The 21,638-nt window shown below is 43.3% G+C and carries 15 protein-coding genes, 1 pseudogene and 1 riboswitch; of the genes and pseudogenes, 8 read left to right on the plus strand and 8 right to left on the minus strand.

Annotated elements, in window-relative coordinates; all coding sequences use genetic code 11:
* Positions 1 to 47: 47 nt before the first annotated feature.
* Genes H5114_RS08600 through H5114_RS08610 form a run of 3 tightly spaced genes read right to left on the minus strand, consistent with a single transcriptional unit; the run spans position 48 to position 4,725 of the window.
* Positions 48 to 1,322 (minus strand): cytochrome c, encoded by a 1,275-nt coding sequence (locus H5114_RS08600; RefSeq protein ID WP_182722704.1) that lies wholly within the window; start codon positions 1,320 to 1,322, stop codon positions 48 to 50.
* Positions 1,319 to 1,855: a (2Fe-2S)-binding protein gene (locus H5114_RS08605; protein ID WP_124015592.1), complete on the minus strand. Its 537-nt coding sequence runs from the start codon at positions 1,853 to 1,855 to the stop codon at positions 1,319 to 1,321. Before H5114_RS08605 ends, H5114_RS08600 begins: the two co-directional genes overlap by 4 nt.
* Complete coding sequence (locus H5114_RS08610) at positions 1,852 to 4,725, minus strand: xanthine dehydrogenase family protein molybdopterin-binding subunit (RefSeq protein ID WP_182722705.1); 2,874 nt, start codon at positions 4,723 to 4,725, stop codon at positions 1,852 to 1,854. The genes H5114_RS08605 and H5114_RS08610 overlap by 4 nt, the downstream gene beginning before the upstream one ends.
* 626 nt (positions 4,726 to 5,351) lie before the next feature.
* Between H5114_RS08610 and H5114_RS08615 the strand changes: the two genes are divergently transcribed.
* On the plus strand, positions 5,352 to 6,512 hold the full coding sequence (locus H5114_RS08615; RefSeq protein WP_182722706.1) for a diguanylate cyclase: 1,161 nt from the start codon (positions 5,352 to 5,354) through the stop codon (positions 6,510 to 6,512).
* A 204-nt stretch (positions 6,513 to 6,716) separates the two neighbouring features.
* On the opposite strand, the gene H5114_RS20715 is transcribed toward H5114_RS08615, so the two are convergent.
* Together H5114_RS20715 and H5114_RS20720 are read right to left on the minus strand one after the other, a co-directional pair.
* Positions 6,717 to 7,160 carry a methyl-accepting chemotaxis protein gene (locus tag H5114_RS20715; protein WP_404948346.1) on the minus strand — a complete coding sequence of 148 codons (444 nt, stop codon included), beginning with the start codon at positions 7,158 to 7,160 and terminating at the stop codon, positions 6,717 to 6,719.
* A 96-nt stretch (positions 7,161 to 7,256) separates the two neighbouring features.
* Positions 7,257 to 8,039, minus strand: a pseudogene (locus H5114_RS20720) (PAS domain-containing protein); the annotation flags it as partial.
* 558 nt (positions 8,040 to 8,597) lie between these two features.
* Here H5114_RS20720 and H5114_RS08625 point away from each other — a divergent pair.
* The 4 genes from H5114_RS08625 to H5114_RS08640 all read left to right on the plus strand — a co-directional run bounded on the left by H5114_RS08625 (position 8,598) and on the right by H5114_RS08640 (position 11,846).
* Positions 8,598 to 9,884: an acetyl-CoA hydrolase/transferase family protein gene (locus tag H5114_RS08625; protein ID WP_182722707.1), complete on the plus strand. Its 1,287-nt coding sequence runs from the start codon at positions 8,598 to 8,600 to the stop codon at positions 9,882 to 9,884.
* A 281-nt stretch (positions 9,885 to 10,165) separates the two neighbouring features.
* The gene (locus tag H5114_RS08630) at positions 10,166 to 10,705 is read left to right on the plus strand and encodes a type II secretion system protein (RefSeq protein ID WP_182697468.1); all 540 of its coding nucleotides are present in this window, start codon (positions 10,166 to 10,168) and stop codon (positions 10,703 to 10,705) included.
* Positions 10,706 to 10,882: 177 nt separating this feature from the next.
* Positions 10,883 to 11,305 carry a thioredoxin TrxC gene (gene trxC / locus H5114_RS08635; RefSeq protein WP_182722708.1) on the plus strand — a complete coding sequence of 141 codons (423 nt, stop codon included), beginning with the start codon at positions 10,883 to 10,885 and terminating at the stop codon, positions 11,303 to 11,305.
* A 94-nt stretch (positions 11,306 to 11,399) separates the two neighbouring features.
* Complete coding sequence (locus tag H5114_RS08640; RefSeq protein WP_182722709.1) at positions 11,400 to 11,846, plus strand: DUF3465 domain-containing protein; 447 nt, start codon at positions 11,400 to 11,402, stop codon at positions 11,844 to 11,846.
* A 367-nt stretch (positions 11,847 to 12,213) separates the two neighbouring features.
* Here H5114_RS08640 and H5114_RS08645 read toward each other — a convergent pair whose 3' ends face one another.
* The 3 genes from H5114_RS08645 to metH all read right to left on the minus strand — a co-directional run bounded on the left by H5114_RS08645 (position 12,214) and on the right by metH (position 18,236).
* Positions 12,214 to 13,374, minus strand: coding sequence for a lipase family protein (locus H5114_RS08645; RefSeq protein WP_165870058.1), 1,161 nt, complete (start codon positions 13,372 to 13,374; stop codon positions 12,214 to 12,216).
* 32 nt (positions 13,375 to 13,406) lie between these two features.
* The gene (locus H5114_RS08650) at positions 13,407 to 13,904 is read right to left on the minus strand and encodes a DUF6795 domain-containing protein (RefSeq protein ID WP_182722710.1); all 498 of its coding nucleotides are present in this window, start codon (positions 13,902 to 13,904) and stop codon (positions 13,407 to 13,409) included.
* Positions 13,905 to 14,519: 615 nt separating this feature from the next.
* A complete protein-coding gene (metH, locus tag H5114_RS08655; RefSeq protein WP_182722711.1) occupies positions 14,520 to 18,236 on the minus strand; it encodes a methionine synthase in 3,717 nt (1,238 codons plus the stop codon).
* 420 nt (positions 18,237 to 18,656) lie between these two features.
* Between metH and H5114_RS08660 the strand changes: the two genes are divergently transcribed.
* The 3 genes from H5114_RS08660 (at position 18,657) to H5114_RS08670 (ending at position 21,615) form a co-directional block, all read left to right on the plus strand.
* Positions 18,657 to 19,370 carry a histidine phosphatase family protein gene (locus H5114_RS08660; protein WP_165870059.1) on the plus strand — a complete coding sequence of 238 codons (714 nt, stop codon included), beginning with the start codon at positions 18,657 to 18,659 and terminating at the stop codon, positions 19,368 to 19,370.
* A gap of 121 nt (positions 19,371 to 19,491) precedes the next feature.
* A riboswitch (cobalamin riboswitch) is annotated at positions 19,492 to 19,628 on the plus strand.
* Positions 19,629 to 19,706: 78 nt separating this feature from the next.
* Positions 19,707 to 20,516, plus strand: a complete 810-nt coding sequence (locus tag H5114_RS08665) for an ABC transporter ATP-binding protein (protein ID WP_124015604.1) — start codon at positions 19,707 to 19,709, stop codon at positions 20,514 to 20,516.
* Positions 20,509 to 21,615 (plus strand): iron ABC transporter permease, encoded by a 1,107-nt coding sequence (locus H5114_RS08670; RefSeq protein ID WP_182722712.1) that lies wholly within the window; start codon positions 20,509 to 20,511, stop codon positions 21,613 to 21,615. The genes H5114_RS08665 and H5114_RS08670 overlap by 8 nt, the downstream gene beginning before the upstream one ends.
* The last annotated feature ends 23 nt before the right edge of the window (positions 21,616 to 21,638 follow it).

Consider the following 21,638-nt stretch of genomic DNA (forward strand, 5'->3'; position numbering starts at 1 on the left):
AGCCGACCCCAGGTCGGCTTTTGTTTAAGCTGATATGTTACACATGTTTAATCATGTTCGAATATCACTTCCTTTAAATCACTGATCGTATTCAAGGTTAAATCGCCTGGTTGAGGACTCCAAGTCACTCGCAGGTAGTTAGCTAAGTCTCTTAGCTGCTCATCGGTAAATTTATCAGCATAGCCTGGCATGGCATAAAAGCTGGTGGTAGTGTTGTAATGTTGGCTTTTAATTCCCTTTAACATCACCGCGACTATGTTGTGGGGGCTGGCTTTATCTAAAGTGGCATTTCCTGCCATGGCAGGGGCCACATTAGGTCGACCTTCACCACTTTGACCATGACAACCGGCGCAATATCCCATGTAGAGATCATACCCTGGTAATTTACGCTGATGGCCGTTAAAGGTGAGCGCTTTCGCGGCTATCTTCTTATCGGTATCGAGTAAGTAACTGCTTACTGCGAACATATCATCGTCAGTTAAGTGGCTAAAGCTGTGGTACACCACAGGATACATGCCACCAAATACTGTACCTTTTCGAGAATACCCCTCAGTAAACAGCGACTTTAAATCATCATGAGTCCAGTTTTGGCGATTCAGTTCGGCTGGAGTAATATTCGATGCTTCAAGCCCTTCGATAATTGCACCTTGAAAGTGTTTGTCTTGCTCAATGGCAAATAAGCTGTCTCTTGGAGTATGACATTCAGCACAATGGCCCAAAGCATTGACTAAATAGTTACCGCGGTTCCAACGTTCACTCTTATCTTTTTTAGGGGTAAACTTTTTTGCATCATGGGCGACTAAATTCCATGCCTTAAGGCCAAAGCGGACGTTAAAAGGGAAGTAGACATCATTGTCGAGATTAGCTTGTTTAATGGGTTTGGTGCCCATCAAATAAGCATAAATCGCTTGGGTATCTTCATCGGTTAACAGGCTGTAAGACGTATAAGGCATCGCAGGATATAGATTACCGTTTATGCCGACACCATGATGCATAGCATCAAAAAAATCTTCGTAGCTGTATTTACCTATACCTGTTTCTTTGTCTGAGGTGATATTGGTTGAGTACACAGCGCCAAATGGCGTTTCGAACGGTAAACCACCGGCTAATTCGCGGCCACCCACTGCGGTATGGCAAGCCACACAGTCACCTATCTTCATCAGATAAGCACCGCGTTCGATGTCACCACTATTATTGACACGCTCATCGGCCGCGCTACAAGAACTGGCGAACACGCTTAGACCTATGGTCAATAATAAATTTTGACCTAGTTTACCAACCTTTATAAGGCGGGCAGTATATTGTTGGTCGCATGGTTTCATGAGAGTGTTAACCCCTTTGTTTTGAGGATTAAATCTTTCATCGCCGCATAGTATTTAACGTAGCCAGTACAGCGACATACGTGCTCAGCTAAGGCCTCTTCTATCACTTGCTCCACTTTATCTTTGGCGATAGGTTTACGTTCCAGTCGTTCTATCAGTGCCGTCGATTCATTAACAAATCCTGATGTACACCAACCGCATTGAAACGAGAAATGTTCCAAGAAAGTTTGTTGTACTGGGCTCAGTGTAGTGATTTCGCCTTGAGCATTTTGCTTGGCATGGCCTTCAATGGTACGAATACGTTTGCCATTAAACCGCTCGACGCCGTTGATACAAGTGCGGACAACTTCACTCATGCCTTGGTCGTCATCGACGATGACAGTGCAGGCATGACAGACGCCAACGCCGCAACCAAACTTAGTGCCAGTGAGATTTAAATACTCATGTAAAAATTCAATCATCATGGTGCCATCGCCGACATCAATCGGGCCAACAGCTTGGTTATTTATGGTTAACTTTATTGACTGGCTCATGCCATGGCCTCCTTGATTTTTTTCGCTGTCATAGGCAGATCGTAAAAGCGCACTTGAGTCGCCTGATAAACAGCTTCAACCAGTGCGGAAACGACAGGTATCATCACCACTTCGGCAATACCACGGCTTGGATCTGTTTCAGACAATTGCGGTAAAATAGTATGTCGCTGACTCCAAACGCCAACATGTCTTGCTAGCGGTACCTTATAGCGATTGAGGTTCCACGTACCGTTACCAGCCCCTGCTTCAAATGGCGGTAATTCTTCATGTAGAGCATGGCCAATTCCCATAGCAAGACCGCCTTGAATTTGCCCCTCAACTAATTCGTTCACAATCACTTTACCGGCTTCTAACCAAGTGTGAGAACTCAGTAATGTGACTTCACCATTGCCTTCATTTACTGCCACTTCGACTAAGGTTGCGCACGGAGCATAATAAGTCACCATGGCATTATTTAGCTCAGCTTTGGGGTAGCGCATAGCTTGGCGATCGATTAAGTGATAACCGTTAGAGTTCATGCGAGCGATACGAGCAGCGCTGCCATGATATTTATCACCTTTTCCGTATTGCAATGCTAAGGCATCTAGCGCGATACGCTCCTTGGTACCGAAAATCTCAAAATCCGCTTCGGCCCACGCCCAGCGGTTAAAGGCATGACCCATTACGCCAACCACTAAGCCCAAATCATGGGCGCGTTTAGCCAAGATATCGATTGAAAGCGGAGGGAAGCCCAATGCAGTTAGCTTGCCGCCAGTCCAACGGCCATCGCGGGGGTCATTGAGATTGGTTGCGCCCATTGGCGTATTGAAATACAACTCGTTCCAAATAGACACGGCTGCGGGCCACAGTCCGTGACGATAAATAATATCGGCGGCAATACGGGTAACATGGCTTTGATAATACGCCGACATCGATGCCGATGATGCCATGGCTTTAACCGGTGTCCAGCGAGGGTTAGCGGCCATTTCATCTTGGCGTTGTTGTGAAATAATATAAGGATTGTCGGTTTGTACTAATTGCATCGCATCCCAAATATCGATTTCGGCCAGTTTCACTTCGTCGGCAAAATTCCCTAGTGATTCACTCACCACTACAGCTTGAGAGGTTTGCGTGCCAGTACCCATTTCGATAAAGCCAATATCCAAGCTTATTTTACCGTCTTTAGACAATTGAATCGCAGCGCTGGGAGCCGCGGCGCCTGTACCATAGTCTTTAGTGGCAATACCAAAACCAACGCCATAGCGCATGCCAGGGTGTTTCGCTTCATAGTCTTTTTTATTGATTACGCGTTGTTGCCACACGGTATCTTGTTCGGCCATGTCGAGCATTTCACGATAGCGCAGGGTGCCGTTAGGTATTGCACCTTGGGTATTACGTTGCCCCGAAACCATCACATTAGCCGCTCGTAACTTAAACGGATCGACCTCTAGCTCAGCTGATATCTCATGGATCATACTTTCCATTGCGGTCATCGATTGCAATGTGCCATAACCCCGCATCGAACCCGCATCAGGATTACGCGATGCATAAGCGGTGGCGACAATGTCATTACGCGGGGTGTAGTAAATGCTTTGCATTGCTGTCGCGCCAACCGAGGTTACTGATGGGCTGAAGTTTTCACGTCCACCGCCATCAACCGTCATCTGTGAAGTTAATGCTTGAATTTTTAGGGTCGCTTTATCGACAGCTAAGCGGCTTTTCATGGTAAATGGATGGCGCTTTAGACCTGATTGAAATTGCTCAAATCTGTCGTTGGCTATACTTACTGGCCCCTTGGCATAAATGGTTGCCAGTACACCATAGTAAGGAAATATCGAATGATCTTTCGCGCCAAAACCGCCACCAATATAAGGCGAGTGCACCACGAGATTATTCACTTTACCCGCTAATGGCCCCGACGACAGCATGTGCACGGCCATCTCTTGGAAGTCTTGTGGCGATTGTGCAGTAATCACGGTATGGAATGTTTGGCTATTGGCATCAAACCAACCATTGAAGGCCTCAGGTTCCATCATCATAGGATCAATGATTTGAGTGCGATATTCTCGTTCTAATACTTGCCATTGCTGACTCGTTTTAGCACTTTCAATTTGTTTATCTATTTCGCCAGCATAAAAAAGACCGCGCTCAGACACTGAGCCTTGGGCATTTGCATCACCTGACCATTCGGGTTTGTAGTTTTTAATATTGGGAAAAAACAACCCATCGTGCAGTGGACTGTATGTATCCTCACTGGCACCATCTTCACCTTCTACCCGAATAATACGCCAATTGGCATAAGGGTTTTTAGTCTCGGATACAAAAGGCGTTTCTTCACCATAGCGCAACAAAGCCTTGTCAAATTGCAGTAAAGATTTAGCTTGTTTAAAGGCATGAAAACTGTCGAATAATAAAATCGCTACTGCATGCCCCAGATAATCTGCGGTCTGTCCCTCGGCCAGCAACATATTATCACCGTAAAAGTCAGGCAACTTAACCTTGTCGCGGGCAAGATCTGCCGCAGTGATCACCTTGTAGGGTTTAGCCGAAGCGGGGAGATGGTCGAGCGAGAAGCCTTGATAAACATGGGCTGCATCAGTGGCTCGCAGGATAAAAGCATAGCCTTGCTGTTTTGGCCATCCTGCCATATCCATTGCGCGGTAGTCGCGGCCATAGACTTTTTGGCCAGTAACTTTGGCAATACCGTCGTTACGAAATTTGGGAGTAGATTGCCCGTTAGTCTGAGTTTGCCATTGTGCTGCTAGTTCTGGAGAAATAATCGACGCATTGGCTCGACTCATTTCCCACAGTAAAGGCGCTGAATAAACAGCGACGCCACCAATCACGCATTGTTTGATAAAGGTCCGTCTCGACGCATTAGATACATCCATATCTCACCTCTGAAATTTTAATAGTAAAATCAGGCTCTAATGTAATATGCGCCTGATAAGCTTTTTCCTTGATGGTAATTTTCACTGTTAAATAATGTTGATTATCAACATAACGTATAACCAAGTTAGCACGATAAAATTGCAAATAACAATTGCAAACCGCTTTGCTAATGGGCAGTACATCAGCCATCTTTTAGGTTAAGTGATAATACTAAATAGAACATAATCATATAGTTGTAGACATATACTATGTGCAGCGCTATCTTAAGCCTACTACAAGGATCAACCTTAAGCGCTTAATCTTGGCGATTAATGGCAAATGGCATCAGGATGATGTGTCACGTAGCGCTTACGACACCACAATGACTTTCTTGGCAATCCATTTTCAACTTGTTGATAATTAATATATCTTTAGCCTAATTCACCTAGATAATCTCTGTGTTTTTAAGTGAGTTAGCCGGTTATTGTAGCTTGCTAAGCGGTGCTGAGATTAACAACAGAATGATAAACTTGATGGCATTGAGTGAAATACAAGTCGATAAGCTTACCACAGAGTTGCTTTATGGTTAATTACTACCATTAATTGATAGATTCAAAAGGGGATCTATTTAGTTGCTAGGAATGAAATGCATTTACCCACGCTGATTGTCATTACTTTACTCACCAATTTGTTGATTGGTTTTTACCTGTCGATACTTTATCGACGCAGACCTAAAGACAAGTGTTTTAAATATTGGGCGCTATCATGTGGCTGCTTTGTTTTTGGCATTTCAGCCTCGGTCTCTAGAGGATATGACGTTCCGGCATTTTTTAGTTTTTTTGTCGCCGATTTCTTCCTCATTGTCACAGCTGTATTAGTCTTACTTGGGTTAATACGCTTTTCACGATTTCGTTTCACTAAAGCTAAACGCCAGCGTAGTGTCGCCATTCTCTGTTTAATGACTTTGGCACTATTCTTTAGCTATCATAATCCGGCGTTAGTTACCCTAGTTGGTTCCTTGAGTGTTGCAATGCTATTTATTGCCGGAGCCTGGCTTATTAGGCGTTCAGTATTTAATGAACCTATCTACACAGGAACACTGCAGTTCATTTTTATTTTGCACAGTGTCGTTTTGATAGTTCAAGCCGCACTCGTTTGTTTTCATTGGGATAACATCAATTACAGTGGTTTGCCTGAACAGGCCATATACACTCTGCTTAGCCACGTTACATTGACAACACTTACAGCTTTATTATTGCCTTGGTTGTCATTTTTAAAACTGGAACGGAGTCTTACTATCAAGTCACAACGGGATGGTTTGACTAAGCTGGCTAATCGCACATTCTTTTTCAGCCAGGTTGAACGTCATTGGCTGCAATACCCGCAGGTAAAGGTCGTGTTGATGATGATTGATATTGATCATTTTAAGGAGATCAACGATAAATTCGGCCATCACGTTGGCGATATAGCCCTTAAAGCGGTAGCTGACATTATGTCTAAAGGACTCAGAAGCCACGATCTTATCGGTCGTATTGGTGGTGAAGAGTTTGCTGTTATCTTATATAACATTGAGTTAGATGTAGCGCAGCAAATTGCTAACCGTCTGTGTAATCAAGTTATGAAGCAAATGGCTGTTATCGATGGCCATAATATTAATCTGACCATCAGTATCGGTATGGTGCAAGTTTTGCCAGCCCGTAATCAGATCTATGGCGCTTTTAAAGTTGCCGATGAGGCGTTATATCACAGTAAAAACAGTGGCCGAAATACGGTTACCTTAGGTCAACTTAATGAGGTATCAAGCTAATAGAGGCCCGATGCTTACGCTGTCCTCAACCTAATCATGGCGCTTAATTAACGTTTAACAGCAAATGACATGATTGATGGGTACCCTGTTGCAAAGCCATTGTTAAACTAACAAAGAGATTGAGATATTAACCAATGCCTCAATCTCTTTGTGTATAAAACGTAGAAATAGAATTAACTAACATTAAGCATTAAGCATTAAGCATTAAGTATTAAGTTGATTGGCAAACTGACCAACCGCATTAACAACCTTTTGTGCCCCATCTTGAATTTCTGACATTACCTCTCCAGATTGGGTAGACAGAGTTAATCCTTGTAGTGCTTGTTTTTTCCCCGCCTCAATCATGCTAACGGCATTTTCAGTGAGTTTTTTGTTTTTAGACACTACCTCAACGATTTCTTCGGTGGCCTTGCTGGTGCGGGATGCCAGCTGTCTAACTTCATCGGCAACCACTGCAAAACCTCGGCCTTGTTCGCCAGCGCGAGCCGCCTCAATCGCGGCATTTAATGCCAGTAGATTCGTTTGGTCGGCGATACCACTGATACTTTGCACCAGTGCCCCAATCATTTGCGACTGTTTGTCTAAATCTTCAATTCCTTGGGCTGCGGCGTTCATTTGTAACGCCAACTTGTTCATGACCTCAACCATCTCTAACAACACTTTATTACCTCTTTGTGCTGTAATATCGGTTTGTTGAGAGGTGCTGTAAGCGATATCGGCCGCTTCTGATATCGCCTGTTCACGGTTGACTTGGTCTGTAATGACAGTCGCAAATTTCACCACTTTGTACAGCTTATTATAGCTGTCGAAAATCGGGTTGTAGGAGGCTTCTAACCAAACAACTCTGCCATAGCTATCAACACGTTTAAAGCGATCAGCAACAAAATTTCCGTTACGAAGTTTTTCCCAAAAATGTTGATATTCGGTGGAGTTATGCTCCTGCGGTTCACAGAAAATTTTGTGATGCTTACCGACAAGTTGGTTTTTTTTGTAGCCCATGGCATTTAAAAAATTATCATTTGCTGTTAACACAGTGCCATCTAAATCAAACTCAATAACCGCAGTAGAGCGTTGTAAAGCTTGGATTAAATCCTCATGCTCTTTTGAGGTTTCAATCGTGCGGGTAAGATCATTGGCGTATATCGAAAAATATTTTACTTCTCCGCTGCTCTTTTTTACCGGCTGTAAAATTGCCCTTAGCCAAGCCTCTTCACCATTACCTTTAATTATTTGCAGTGCGCCAGCCCAATGTTGCGACTGTTTTATCGCAGTACACATTGACTTGTAATGAGCTGTTCCTCTGGCGCGTTGAGGCACCATATCAATTAACTGTTGTCCAATGGGAGAGTGTTGTTGAAACAACATGTCATTAGTAAAATGTTGATTTACTTCAGTCACTTTGCCATCAGCAGCCAGTGTCATTGATATCATCTCACTATCGAGACTTTTTCTGACTTGCTGCATGGAGAACAATTCTTCTTTCAATTGTTCATTTTCTTGCTTTAAGCGACCATTAAACATCAACATATAGAATTCCAATAAGAGTTATTAATTAAGTTATTGAGATGAATTAGCTTAATAGGCAGGTTTTATTTGTACTGATACGTAATAATTAACGCAATAGATCAGTTTTGTATCAAAACTGTAGACCAGATATATTAATATTTCCTCAAGTAAAAGTCAGTATTTTAATGATTATTTAGCTTAGTGGCGATAAATCATCTTATTACTGTTAATTCACCTTGCTGGTTTTTTTGAGCCGTAATTCCGTTTTGTCTTTGGGGAAGGTATCAACAGTTTACGATCGCAAGCTTGGCCTTGTATTGCCAGAAGAGGCTGCATTTAACCCCCTGAATAGACGTGGTTTAATCGCTGCACATGCTGGTTCTGTAGCTTGTTCGAGACTGTCCTCAATGTTACTTTCAGGCTCAATTCTCCCATTAGGAATGATTTGATCATTCCTAATGTCTCTATGTCTCATTTACTTAACTCTATGCTTGAGCTAAACCTTAGCTTCGTTAACACTATGTAAAGCGTTAGCTTTGCCCTGACATCACAATAGCGTCATTATGTTGAGTAATATTAATGAAACCAATAATTTGTAGCAGTGCATTAGAGGCCGTTTCATTTATTGAAAATGGTGAAACCTTATGGACTCACTCTATGGGGGCAACCCCCATATTACTGCTCGATGCGTTAGCCAAACATGCGTTAACAAAGCATGGTTTAACATTATTGCAGTTACATACCGAGGGGGCCGAGTCGCTAAGTGATCCCCGTTTAAAGGATCATATTCGCCATCGTTGCTTCTTTGCCGGATCACCCACGCGGTCGTTGCTACAAGGAGGTGATGCCGATTATGTGCCCATTTTTCTTTCTGAAGTGCCTAAATTGTTTCGTTCTGGCGAGCAGCACATCGATACTGCCATTATCCAAGTGTCTCCACCGGATAAGCACGGTATCTGTTCTTTAGGCATATCGGTCGAGGCCACGCTAGCGGCTTGCCAAATGGCGGGTAAAATCATTGCTCATATTAATCCTATGATGCCTCGTACTCATGGTGATGGCTTTATTCATTATAATAAGTTGGCCGCAGTGTATGAGCAGAGCATGCCGTTACCACAACATTTATTCGCTCCAAGCGATGCAATCAGCCTGGCCATCGGCCAACATGTGGCAAAACTGGTAGGTGATGGTGCTTGCTTACAGATGGGCATAGGTGCGATCCCTGATGCTGTGCTGGCATGTTTAACCGCACATAAAGATTTGGGCGTACACACAGAGCTTTTCTCTGATGGGGTGCTTAATCTGATTGAACTTGGAGTGATAAACAATAGTCTTAAGAAAGTTCATCCCGGCAAGACTGTGACAGGCTTTGCATTGGGTAGCCAACGACTTTATGATTTTGTAGATGACAACCCTTCGGTAATATTCATGGATATTGAGCAGGTTAATGACACGGCTATTATCCGTAAAAACCCCAATGTGATGGCAATAAACTCAGCGTTACAGGTCGATATTTCAGGGCAGGTGTGTGCTGATTCACTGGGCACTCAAATATACTCAGGTGTAGGTGGTCAGATGGACTTTATACGCGGCGCAGGCCTTTCTGAAGGCGGCCGTTCTGTCATCGCATTGCCCAGTACTGCGGCTAATGGCACAGTCTCACGGATTGCCACAGTACTATCGCCAGGGGCTGGCGTAGTAACCACTCGTGCGCATGTGCATTATATTGTCACCGAGTATGGAACCGCTTATTTACGCGGTAAATCGTTACGCGAGAGAGCCCGAGCACTGATTGATATTGCCCACCCTAAGTTTAGAGAGCAGCTTTGCCGAGAAACCTTTGATACTTGGCGACTTAAGGTTTAGCGTTACCCTAGATTACTCTAGTCATTACGCCAATGTTATTGAGTCTGTACTTAGTTTGTTGTATCTACAGGTTATATTAGATTGATGAATTAAACGACTCACGCTGCTTGCAACGATTAACCTCGGAGTAAAAATCACTATAATGACGGTGAATATTGGGGGAGGTTAATCGGCAATAATTCACTAAAAAATAGTGACTTAATTATAATCATTTAACTATTATTAGCTTACTGAATTGATATAAACTTTGGCCATTAACTGTATCAGAGGGTATTCGTCGTATGAGTACATTAACAAAAGGTTCACGCCAATCAGGTTTTACTCTGATAGAGCTAGTGGTTGTTATTATTATTTTAGGCATTTTGGCAGTTGTTGCTGCGCCTAAATTTATCAATTTAAAAACTGACGCCCATATAGCCGCTATTGAGGGGGCGACAGGGTCGATCAAAACAGCGGTCACTTTATTTAAAACCAAAACACTGACATCGGGTAATACATTAACTGATACTGTTGAGTTTTCTGGTATAAAAGGCAGTAATTACCAGCCTTGGGCTGCTGCGGCCAATCCTACCGGAACTGGTTTTAACGCTGGTTATACTTCTGCACCAGAGATATTCAAAGCAGCAGGTTTGGACGTTAATGACTGGGCTTATCGCATTTACACATTGAGTGGGAGTTATATTCTTGCTGCAGCACCCAAAGGTGTTTTGGCTGTAGCTGAGCCAACGTCGGCTGAGGTTATCGCGACGAGTTGTTACTTCCAATATCATTGGAAGACTGCTGGTGAACCAGAGATTACCAAGGTAATTACAGGGTGTTAATAACTCAGTGGTCATCCACTGAGTTGCTGTTTCGCTTATGGCCTGCGGCCACTAACGGCTAACACTTTAGTGCCGCAGGCGATAATATGATAAAGAAGATTAAACGATTATTCGTTTAACACACCATCTAGGTTTATGATTTAATAGTCTCAATAATGAAGTTGATGAGGTCTAATCATGATAATAGCCTGTCCCCATTGCGATACCTTAAATCGCGTCCCTGAAGAACGTCTTGAACAACAACCCACTTGTGGAAAGTGCAAACAGAGCCTATTTGTGGGTGAGCCGATAACACTAACTGCCGCAAATTTTAGTCACCATGCTAATAAATCAGAACTGCCACTGGTGGTCGACTTTTGGGCTAGCTGGTGTGGTCCGTGTAAAAACTTTGCCCCAGTATTTACTCAAGCAGCTAAAAAATGGGAACCCAAATTTCGTTTCGGCAAACTCAACACAGAAGAACAACAAGCTCTCGCTGCCCAATTCAATATTCGCTCTATTCCAACCTTGATGGTATTCAAACAAGGCAAAGTTGTTGCACAGCAATCGGGCGCTATGCCTGCATCATCATTTGACCAATGGCTAGAGTCGATTAAATAGATTGTGGACGTTAGATTACTCATTAAAAACGCGATAAACTATCGCGTTTTTGCTTAGCTTTATTTTGATTGTTGTTTAAAAGGATTTGATAAACATGAAAAAAATATTAGTTATCTGCTTATTTGGCCTCGCATTATTTAGCTTTTTAGACCGAAAGGTTTCAACCACTCAAATTGTACAAAACGTTTATGCTGGTTATACCGCTGACAGTGATAGTGTGTTGCAAAATGCTATTGATAATAAGCTAAGTAACCTTCAAGTTGGTGGTTCAGGGGATGTGGTAAAAATACTTGCTGACGATCTGAAAGGCAGTCGCCACCAACGATTTATTCTGAAAATTGCCGGCGGTAACACGCTATTAGTTGCCCATAATATTGATTTAGCCCCACGGATAGAAAACTTAAATGTCGGCGATACGGTCGAGTTTTACGGCGTTTATGAATTTAACAACAAAGGCGGCGTTATTCATTGGACTCACCACGACCCACGTGGACAACATCAAAGTGGCTGGTTAAAGCACAATGACAGTATTTATAAATAAACAGTCGCTTGACTCAGGTTCAGTAAACTTAATAATTCGCTCAATTTACTATCCGTTTATTTCTACCTAATGATATTTGAACCGAGTAAAGTTGTTACACAACGATCCAGTACCATGCCTGCATCATCATTTAACCAATGGCTAGAGTCGATTAAATGAGTTTAGTGTGAGTAAAGATAAGTGTGTAGTGTCAATATGAAGCTAAGTTTAATGGTTGAATAATAGAGTTCGGGAGTCTGGTACTTATACATCATGGTTCAGTTAATAGGATAAGGGATTACTTACGTATTCGGGTACATAAATAAAAGGTCTCGGTCCTGATGATATATTACAGTGACCGAGACCTTTGTTAGCATCATTATAATTATTATTTGTGAACTGACTTAATCGCTTCTTTTACACTACTATACAAGCGTGAAAGCATTCTATTGAAAATGGCTCGAATAGTGGCATAAGTTAAGTCAACTACGGTTGTGACTACAGCCCCTGCAAAAGACAACATATGGCCGAGTAGGCCTCTGACATCGTCGGCGAAAGAATCTGCCGCGGCTGCAATTTTTTCAAGGGTTTTGGCGACAAGATCATAGAATGTCAAACCGTAAGAAGCCGTCGCTTGCGCTACAATTGCACCATAATAGCCTGCCTCTTTTAAGACAGTAATTAATGCTGCACTGAGTTTGTCGCTCCACTGATCTGAATAGCTTGCTTGATTGCGGTTTTCATAACGTAATTTTACCGGCTTTAAATATTCGCTAGCTTTAACGTGTAAATGGCCCCAATGCTCAGTGTTTGCAGAGACTAAATAACCTGGTTCAGCCCCAGCTTTAGGATCCATACCATGAGCACTAATCCTCAAACCTTGACTGTTATCTAAGCGATATTCAACACCTTGATAAGGTGCATGAATAAAAGGCCATAAAGGCACTTTAGGGACTACATCGGCGCCGTGTGTGCAGCGAAAAATTTGATTTAGTCTATGGGTATTAGCGGTGGCAAAACCTTGTTGTCCAACTCTTGGGGCACCAAAAGTGTATAAATTAATATTTGAAGCGTAATTATTAACAGATGCCCAGTCGGCAGCAAGAGAGGCGATTGCTCCTCCTAAGCTATGTCCGACAAAATGTATCGCCTTACCAGGGTTTGAGGTACGCCACTTATCTAAAAAAGTCGCAAACTGCGGTCTTAATGAAGTAAAAGCATTATTAAATCCAGCGTGCACTATTTGGCTACCATCACCGACACTTAAGCCAACTTGCGCATTCGTAGCCCAGTCTGCAGCAGAACTAAATTCTGTGCCGCGGATCGCTATGATAGCATCTCCTTGGTATTGTCCTTTGCCTAACCCCATCGCCGCAAAACCTGACTGGCGATTAAAAATAAACCCGCCAGTTTTTCCTATGCCTACATTGTTGAATGTAAAGTGTTTGTTAATATATGGGTTGCCAAAGTTTTGTACTAACTCTAAATCGATTACATCGTACACTTTAGCTGCAAGCTCTGAGGCTAATTTAGGGGTTAATTGAGTCATAAACATTCCTTGTTAACTAGTATTGTTATTTGCTATTCACCGAATCTTTTTTGCTTCTCGATTTCTAATTTTTCCAGTTCAGGCCAGCGACAAATACTGAATATCTGATATCGCACAACTCCGCTGGGGAACTCTTCATCAATGACTTCTTGACTAATGGCTTCATTAGCTAGGTCACAATTTAATTGTGCTAATCGCTCGACTAGATAAGATATATGTTTCTCGCCTCTAGCCACTGTTGACCAAAGAAAAGTGTCTGTATAGTCACCTTCTGCGACTTTAATTGCTTGCGCAACGCGCGTTTCGGCGAAAGGCTTGTTAGGGTGACTTGTACTGTAAATAATTTCAGGAAAGCTAAATTTCCCTTCATTGTCAGTCGTGGTGTAATCCCATTCTATTTCTTCCATTACACCAGAATACTTATAACCCCTTTTTAGCTTAATACCGGCTAGAGGTTTTCCCTCATGGGTTAAGCTACCTATCACTTCAGGAAACACTTCGACATCGACTTTTTTAAACATGCTAAACATTGACTCCTCCGAGTAGCAACTAACGGCGACGATGAGAGTCAGGAATGCAAAAATCCCAATATATGCTCTATAGGCCATAGATGAAGCAACTCCCTGTTTTGTCATTCATACGATTATTTTTTAAACGACGTTATTGTAGAGTGATTCTTTAAGGGTATCTATTATTATAAATGACTATTTTTTATGGTGTAATAATGAAAATGGGTATGTTTGATTGAGGTTTTTGTCTAATACCATGGTCGATTAAATAGGGAAAATGTTGCCGGAGCGACAGGGGGGAATTCTTCTGTAAATAGAAAAGATGGGGGGACCATTGAGCCCTTTTCGACCTATGCAAGGGGGAACCTTACGATGTTAATTTGCTATTTGTGAAGCGCCTCGACCTCGGTAGCCACAGGCCGTAGAGTTTAATAAAACAAAGGGCTGGATTCCGGCTCAAAAGCATTGCCGGAACGACGTTTGATTTGACCTGTGTAAGGGTGGGACCTGGCGATTCCCTCGGTTATTAGGCTGCAAAAGAATTAATGATCCTAATTACTCAGGATCATTATCTATTCAAGGTCACTCTAATCAGAATTACTCTTTACTCTCGGTCACTCTCTATTCTGGGGCAGTCTACTCCGGGTCATAGTCCAATACTGGCGCTAGCCACTTCTCTGTCTCTTCCAAGGTCATGCCTTTACGCTTAGCGTAGTCTTCTACCTGATCTTTACCAATATTAGTTACGCCAAAATAGCGTGATTTGGGATGGGCAAAGTACCAGCCTGAAACTGCAGCAGTTGGGTACATGGCAAAGCTTTCGGTGATGTTCAAATCGATAGTTTCATCGGGTTTGAGCAAATCCCACAACAAACCTTTTTCAGTGTGGTCTGGGCATGCTGGGTAACCTGGCGCTGGACGAATGCCTTTATAACGTTCGCGAATTAACGCTTCGTTATCGAGCACTTCATCCGCGGCATAACCCCAAAATTCTTTACGAACACGTTCGTGCATGCGCTCGGCAAAGGCTTCGGCTAAACGGTCTGCTAAACATTTGAGCATAATCGCATTGTAGTCATCGTGATTGGCTTCAAAACGGGCAACATGTTCATCAATACCGTGCCCTGTCGTCACCGCAAAACCGCCCATGTAGTCGGCAACGCCTGAATCTTTTGGTGCAACAAAGTCAGACAAACAGAAGTTGTCGTTACCCACGCGCTCAAGCTGCATCCGCAAATGATGGGTGGTCATTTCTAATGTGCTGCGGCTTTCATCAGTGTAAAGCTCAATGTCGTCGTGATTAACGGTATTGGCTGGGAATAAACCGATTACTGCTTTGGCGGTAAGCCACTTTTCAGCAATAATTTGCTTCAACATGGCTTGGCCATCGGCAAATAATTTAACGGCTTCTTCACCAACGACTTTGTCTTTTAAAATTTCAGGGTAATGACCGTGCAGTTCCCAGCTTCTAAAGAACGGCGTCCAGTCGATACGTTCGACTAGGTCTTCTAGCGGGTAGTCATCAAATACTTGGCGGCCTAATACATTAGGCGTAAACGGGGTGTAGTTTTCCCAGTCGTGTTGACAACGATTATCACGCGCCGCTTCAATCGATACGATGGTTTTACGCTTAGTTTGCGACAAACGTTTTTCACGCATCATGTCGTATTCGGCGTAAGCCTCGTCGATGGTAGCCTGGCGAGTGGCGTTATTAATCAGTTTTGACACCATAGGCACAGCACGAGATGCATCGGCAATGTAAATGGCGCCATGTGGATAATGCGGTGCTATTTTTACTGCTGTATGAATTTTAGAACAGGTTGCACCACCGATAATTGCTGGGATGGTTAAGCCTTCACGGTGGAAGGTTTTCACGTTGTGCACCATTTCATCTAAGCTTGGAGTGATTAAACCTGACATGCCGATGATGTCGATATTATGCTCTTTTACTGCATCGAGAATTTTATCGACCGATACCATTACCCCAAGATCGACCACTTCGTAGCCGTTGCAGGCGAGAACCACACCGACGATATTTTTACCTATGTCATGCACATCACCTTTTACGGTGACCATTAAAATTCGCCCGTTTGACTGGCCAGCAACCTTTTCCAATTCGATATAAGGATTAAGGTAAGCGACGGCTTTTTTCATTACCCGAGCCGATTTAACTACTTGTGGTAAGAACATTTTGCCTGCGCCAAATAAGTCGCCGACCACGTTCATGCCGTCCATTAATGGCCCTTCAATCACGTCCAGTGGACGCACAGCTTCTTGGCGGGCAGCTTCAGTGTCTTCGTCAATAAATTCAGTAATACCTTTAACTAATGCGTGCGACAAACGCTGCGATACCGGCCAACTGCGCCAGGCTAAATCTTCTTTTTTAGCCACTTGTGAGCCATCGCCTCTAAAGCTTTCTGCGATGTCGAGCAATTGTTCAGTGTTACTTGAGTCGGCTACTGGACAAGGTAAGTTTTGAACTACGTTTTCAACCCGTTTTTTTAGCTCAGGGTCAATGTCATCGTATATGGCTAACTGACCTGCGTTAACAATACCCATGTCCATACCCGCTTGAATGGCATGGTATAAAAACACCGCGTGAATGGCTTCGCGCACTGGGTTGTTACCGCGGAACGAGAATGACACGTTAGACACACCACCGGAGATCATCGCGTGTGGCAAGGTGGCTTTGATGTCTTTAATGGCTTCGATAAAGTCGACAGCATAATTGTCGTGTTCATCAATACCGGTGGCAATAGCGAAGATGTTGGGATCAAAAATAATATCTTCTGGAGGAAAGCCGACAACATCGACCAAAATGCGATAAGCACGAGTACAGATTTGAGTTTTACGTTCACGAGTGTCAGCTTGGCCGTCTTCGTCAAAGGCCATTACAATGGCAGCAGCGCCATAGCGTTTGACTAAGGTGGCTTGTTCGATAAATTTGGCTTCGCCTTCTTTCATCGAAATCGAGTTAACAATCGACTTGCCTTGGACGCATTTAAGACCGGCTTCAATCACTTCCCATTTTGATGAGTCAATCATGATTGGTACGCGAGAGATGTCGGGCTCAGAGGCGATTAAGTTTAAAAACTTTGCCATTGATGCGACGCCATCGAGCATCCCTTCGTCCATGTTGACGTCGATAATTTGTGCGCCATTTTCAACCTGCTCACGCACGACATCTAAGGCTTCTTCAAACTTTTCTTCTTTAATTAAGCGTAAAAACTTAGCTGAACCGGTCACGTTGGCGCGCTCGCCGACGTTAACAAATAACGAATTTTTATCTATGGTCAAAGGCTCTAGGCCCGATAAACGACAAGCCACGGGCAAATCTGGGATCTGTCTGGGTTCGTGTCTGAGTACCGCTTCACGAATGGCGCTGATATGAGCGGGTGTACTACCACAACAGCCGCCGACAATGTTGAGCATGCCTTCTTGAGCCCATTGATTAATGACTTCGGCCATTTCTTCTGGGGTTTCATCGTAGCCACCAAATTCGTTGGGTAAGCCAGCATTTGGGTGGGCGGAAACATAACACTCGGCAATACGCGATAATTCTTCAACGTACGGGCGCAGCTCTTTAGGACCAAGGGCGCAGTTAAGGCCAATCGATAACGGCTTGATATGGCGTAAAGAGTTATAAAAGGCTTCTGTGGTTTGCCCTGTTAAGGTTCGGCCTGAGGCGTCGGTAATGGTGCCTGAGATCATAACAGGTAGGCGATCGCCGAGTTGATCGAATACTTTTTCAATCGCGAACAGGGCGGCTTTGGCGTTTAAGGTATCAAAAATGGTTTCAACCATAATGATATCGGCGCCGCCTTCAATTAAGGCGCTGGTGGATTCGACATAAGCGTCGACTAATTGGTCGAAACTGACATTACGAAACCCAGGGTCGTTAACGTCTGGACTGATAGAGCAGGTGCGGTTAGTTGGGCCTAATACGCCAGCAACATAACGTGGCAAACCTGTTTGCGCAGCCACTTCGTCGGCTGCTTGGCGGGCAATTTGGGCTCCGGCTAGGTTAATTTCGGCGGCCAGAGACTGCATATCGTAATCGGCCATGGCGATGGTGGTGGCATTAAAGGTGTTGGTTTCAATAATGTCGGCACCGTTTAACAGGTACTGGGTATGAATATCTTTAATAATTTGCGCTTGGCTGAGTACTAATAAGTCATTGTTGCCTTTAACATCGCAATGCCAATCTTTAAAACGCTCGCCACGATAATCTTCTTCTTCCAACTTATAGTCTTGGATCATGGTGCCCATGGCGCCATCTAAAATCACAATACGCTGCGCTAACAATGCATTAAGTTGTTCAAGTGTTTGACTGTAAGAAGTCGATTTCGCCATAACAGTTACCTTTTTATCACTATGTTGCTTGATACCTTAATTGAGATAAGCATACCCTTATTTTTACCAGAGTAGGGCGATAACATCATTGTTTATTACAGCTACTACAGGCAATTTTTGGTTGCTACTGTAGATCAGAGCTATTGCTCATAATGATGACCTTTTATATGCTGACCTGTTAAGATAGTATTTTGGACATATAAACGTATAGACGTCCATAGTACGCGAATTTTTACCGCTAGAGCAAGGCTGATTTAAGCTCAATGAGGCGCAATTTGATTTAATTTGATTTACTCGATAGTTGGATAAGTAAGTTAACATCAGAATAGTTAATTAAATTGAGGGGGCATTTGCTCTGTGTTAGCAGTGCAAGGCACTGTTTGATAAATGTTTATGACTCTCTAACTGAGGTTTATGTCAATGAAGCGAGCCAAGATAATATTAATGCGCCATGGTGAGTGTGAAGGTGGAGGGATATTCCGCGGCCGCACCGATGTGAAGCTTACCGATATTGGTATGACGCAAATGCAGCAAGCTTTTATCGAGCAGCAATATCCGATTAGTCATGTATTTAGTTCGCCGTTGTTGCGTTGTCAGTTATTTAGCCAAGCTTTAGCACAGCAACTATCGTTACCGTTAACCACTTTATCTTCACTACAAGAAATTGATTTTGGTGTCTGGGATGGGCAATCATTTGATGCTATTTATCAGCAAAACCCACAACAATTTGATGCTTATTGGGATAACCCTTGGCTGGCACAAAATACACCAGACAAGGCTGAGTCGGTAACCGATTTTGCCGCACGAGTGGAAGCTGGCTTAATGACGGTCGTTGATGCTCTGTGGAGCTCTTTTGCGCAGACAGATAGTGCTCAACAAAAGCCTAATGGTGACGATTGTCCCCATGCGTTAGTGGTGACTCATGGTGGCGTAATGCGCTGTTTAGTGGGATATGTACTCAATACTGGCCAATGTAGCGGATTATTCGCTAACCTAGCGATCCCCTATGCTGCTATTATGGTGCTCGATGTGTATTGGCCTGACGATGTTGATAATATTGATCGTTTTCAACCGCCAATGATGGATACTAAAGCCGCTAAAGTGAGTTTTACCTTACATTGGCCTAAGACTTGAGAACAACCAGAGTCGTGTTATAGCGTTACTGTCATCGTCGTTATAGTCTCAATATCATGGTGTTAAAATGACTAGCTTAATATTTATTGTATTAACATCATGTCGTTAAGATGATTATCTTCAACACGATAGTTTAAAAAGTAGTGCCTTTCAAGGTATTGGGAATTGGGATAAGCCCAAACTGTACCCGCAACTGTAAATGGATCAATTAAGTATTGGTGCATAAGTCAGATACCAGCTTTGAATCGCCTCATTATCCATACCTAAGCGGGTGACTTAGGGGAGTGATTAAATCGATGTATGTGTTAATTAATTGGACATGGCGAGGTTACTTGCATGTCTGAGTCTGTATTAGATGTAAATCATCTTTTTTGGCAAGTCGATAATAAAATGATTTTGGCTGACATTCATTTCAGTCTGCCTAAAGGTCAAATGCTAGGCTTAATTGGCCCAAATGGCGCGGGTAAGTCAAGCTTGTTACGTTGCCTGTATCGTTACATTGTGCCCACGAGCGGCGATATTGCGATTTTTTCCAAACCCATCAGTGAGTTTTCATCTAAGTTACTAGCGCAAAATATTGCGGTGGTACAACAAGATACGCCGCATTATTTTGACATGACCACCGAGCAGTTAGTGACCATGGGGTTAACGCCGCATAAAGGTTTGTTTGATCCTAATACCGTCCAAGACCGTGAGCGTGTATTAAGCGCATTAGCCAAAGTGGGCTTGCAGCAACAAGCACTGCAACAGTATGAACTGTTATCTGGAGGTGAAAAACAGCGTGCACTTATTGCCCGCGCTATCGTGCAACAACCGCATATTCTTATTTTAGATGAACCCACTAATCATTTAGATATTCGTTATCAAATTCAAATTCTTGAACTGGTTAAATCATTAGGCATTAGCGTTATCGCATCGATACATGATCTAAATTTAGCCAGCGCGATGTGCGATAAATTATTACTACTCGATCACGGACAGTTAATTGCTAAAGGCACTCCAACTGAAGTGCTGACCGAGCGACAAATTAGTGATGTGTTCGGTGTGTGCTGCGACATTAATGTTCATCCACAACACGCAAAGCCCCTGATTAGTTATTTTTATGGTTACCAACCCAGCCACAAAGTGGGCCCTGATCATGATTGATGCATCCCAACGTCGCTACTATGTTTACTTCAGCTTGTTGGTTGTGGTTACACTGCTTACCCCGATTTTTGCCGCCAGTTTTGGGGCGGCCAATATTCATCTAAATGACGTATTAATGATATTTAATACCTTATTAGGCGGCGATATACCGAGTGCGATTGATGGCAGTGATCATGCGGTTAAGATAACCCAACGTATTGTGCTTGAATTACGCTTACCGAGAATTTTATTGGCCTTTGTCGCAGGCGCTGGTTTGTCTATAGCGGGCAGTGTATTACAAACCGTGACCCGCAATCCTTTAGCTGACCCGTATTTGTTTGGCATTAGCTCTGGGGCGTCATTTGGTGCGGTGTTGGTGGTGTCGTTATTCAGTCAAACGGGTTTGTTTGCCGAGATGTTTTCAGGGGTATTTACCCTAGCGCCAAACTTTACCGCACAACCTTGGTGGTCTTGGTCAACATTAAGTATTCCGATAGGAGCATTCATCGGCGCCAGTTTATCTGTGTTGGTGGTGTTTATGTTGTCGGGACCTGGTCGAAGTAGCCAAGTTGAACGTATGTTGTTATCCGGTGTGGCGACCTCGTTTCTGTTTGGTGCATTGACCAGTTTGTTGTTGTATTTTTCGACCCCACAGGCTGCGGCGTCAGTGCTGTTTTGGAGTTTAGGCAGTTTTGCCAAAGCCAGTTGGTCTAACTTACTGTTACCGAGTGTAACGGTAGGGGTTAGTTTATTGATTATGTTGACCTTTAGACGACAAATTATGGCGTTGCAAGCGGGAGATGAAACCGCGCATACCTTAGGAATTAATGTCGCTAAATTGCGTTTGAGTATGTTGTTACTGTGTTCGCTTATTACGGCAATGCTAGTGGCAACGTGTGGTGGCATTGGTTTTGTCGGTTTAATGATCCCGCACACGGTTAGGTTATTGTTTTCTGGGCGTCAGCCGATGATCTTAACCGCGATGTTGGGTGGCTTATTTATGGTGTGGATTGATGTGATAGCACGGTGTGTTTTATTTAATCAAGAATTGCCCGTTGGTATTATTACAGCAGCGTTAGGCAGTGTGTTTTTCTTGTTTATTTTACGCCAACGGCGCTAATTATTTAGACACAGGTATAAGAA

The sequence above is a fragment of the Shewanella sp. SR43-8 genome (genome assembly GCF_014163775.1).
Lineage (GTDB): Bacteria > Pseudomonadota > Gammaproteobacteria > Enterobacterales > Shewanellaceae > Shewanella > Shewanella vesiculosa.

Coding starts and splice junctions, on each gene's coding strand:
- H5114_RS08630 (WP_182697468.1), top strand. CDS start 10,166: ATGAGTACATTAACAAAAGGTTCACGCCAATCAGGTTTTACTCTGATA.
- metH (WP_182722711.1), bottom strand. CDS start 18,236: ATGGCGAAATCGACTTCTTACAGTCAAACACTTGAACAACTTAATGCA.
- H5114_RS08605 (WP_124015592.1), bottom strand. CDS start 1,855: ATGAGCCAGTCAATAAAGTTAACCATAAATAACCAAGCTGTTGGCCCG.
- H5114_RS08640 (WP_182722709.1), top strand. CDS start 11,400: ATGAAAAAAATATTAGTTATCTGCTTATTTGGCCTCGCATTATTTAGC.
- H5114_RS08600 (WP_182722704.1), bottom strand. CDS start 1,322: ATGAAACCATGCGACCAACAATATACTGCCCGCCTTATAAAGGTTGGT.
- H5114_RS08665 (WP_124015604.1), top strand. CDS start 19,707: ATGTCTGAGTCTGTATTAGATGTAAATCATCTTTTTTGGCAAGTCGAT.
- H5114_RS08615 (WP_182722706.1), top strand. CDS start 5,352: ATGCATTTACCCACGCTGATTGTCATTACTTTACTCACCAATTTGTTG.
- H5114_RS08610 (WP_182722705.1), bottom strand. CDS start 4,725: ATGGATGTATCTAATGCGTCGAGACGGACCTTTATCAAACAATGCGTG.
- H5114_RS08670 (WP_182722712.1), top strand. CDS start 20,509: ATGATTGATGCATCCCAACGTCGCTACTATGTTTACTTCAGCTTGTTG.
- trxC (WP_182722708.1), top strand. CDS start 10,883: ATGATAATAGCCTGTCCCCATTGCGATACCTTAAATCGCGTCCCTGAA.
- H5114_RS20715 (WP_404948346.1), bottom strand. CDS start 7,160: ATGGTTGAGGTCATGAACAAGTTGGCGTTACAAATGAACGCCGCAGCC.
- H5114_RS08660 (WP_165870059.1), top strand. CDS start 18,657: ATGAAGCGAGCCAAGATAATATTAATGCGCCATGGTGAGTGTGAAGGT.
- H5114_RS08625 (WP_182722707.1), top strand. CDS start 8,598: ATGAAACCAATAATTTGTAGCAGTGCATTAGAGGCCGTTTCATTTATT.
- H5114_RS08645 (WP_165870058.1), bottom strand. CDS start 13,374: ATGACTCAATTAACCCCTAAATTAGCCTCAGAGCTTGCAGCTAAAGTG.
- H5114_RS08650 (WP_182722710.1), bottom strand. CDS start 13,904: ATGTTTAGCATGTTTAAAAAAGTCGATGTCGAAGTGTTTCCTGAAGTG.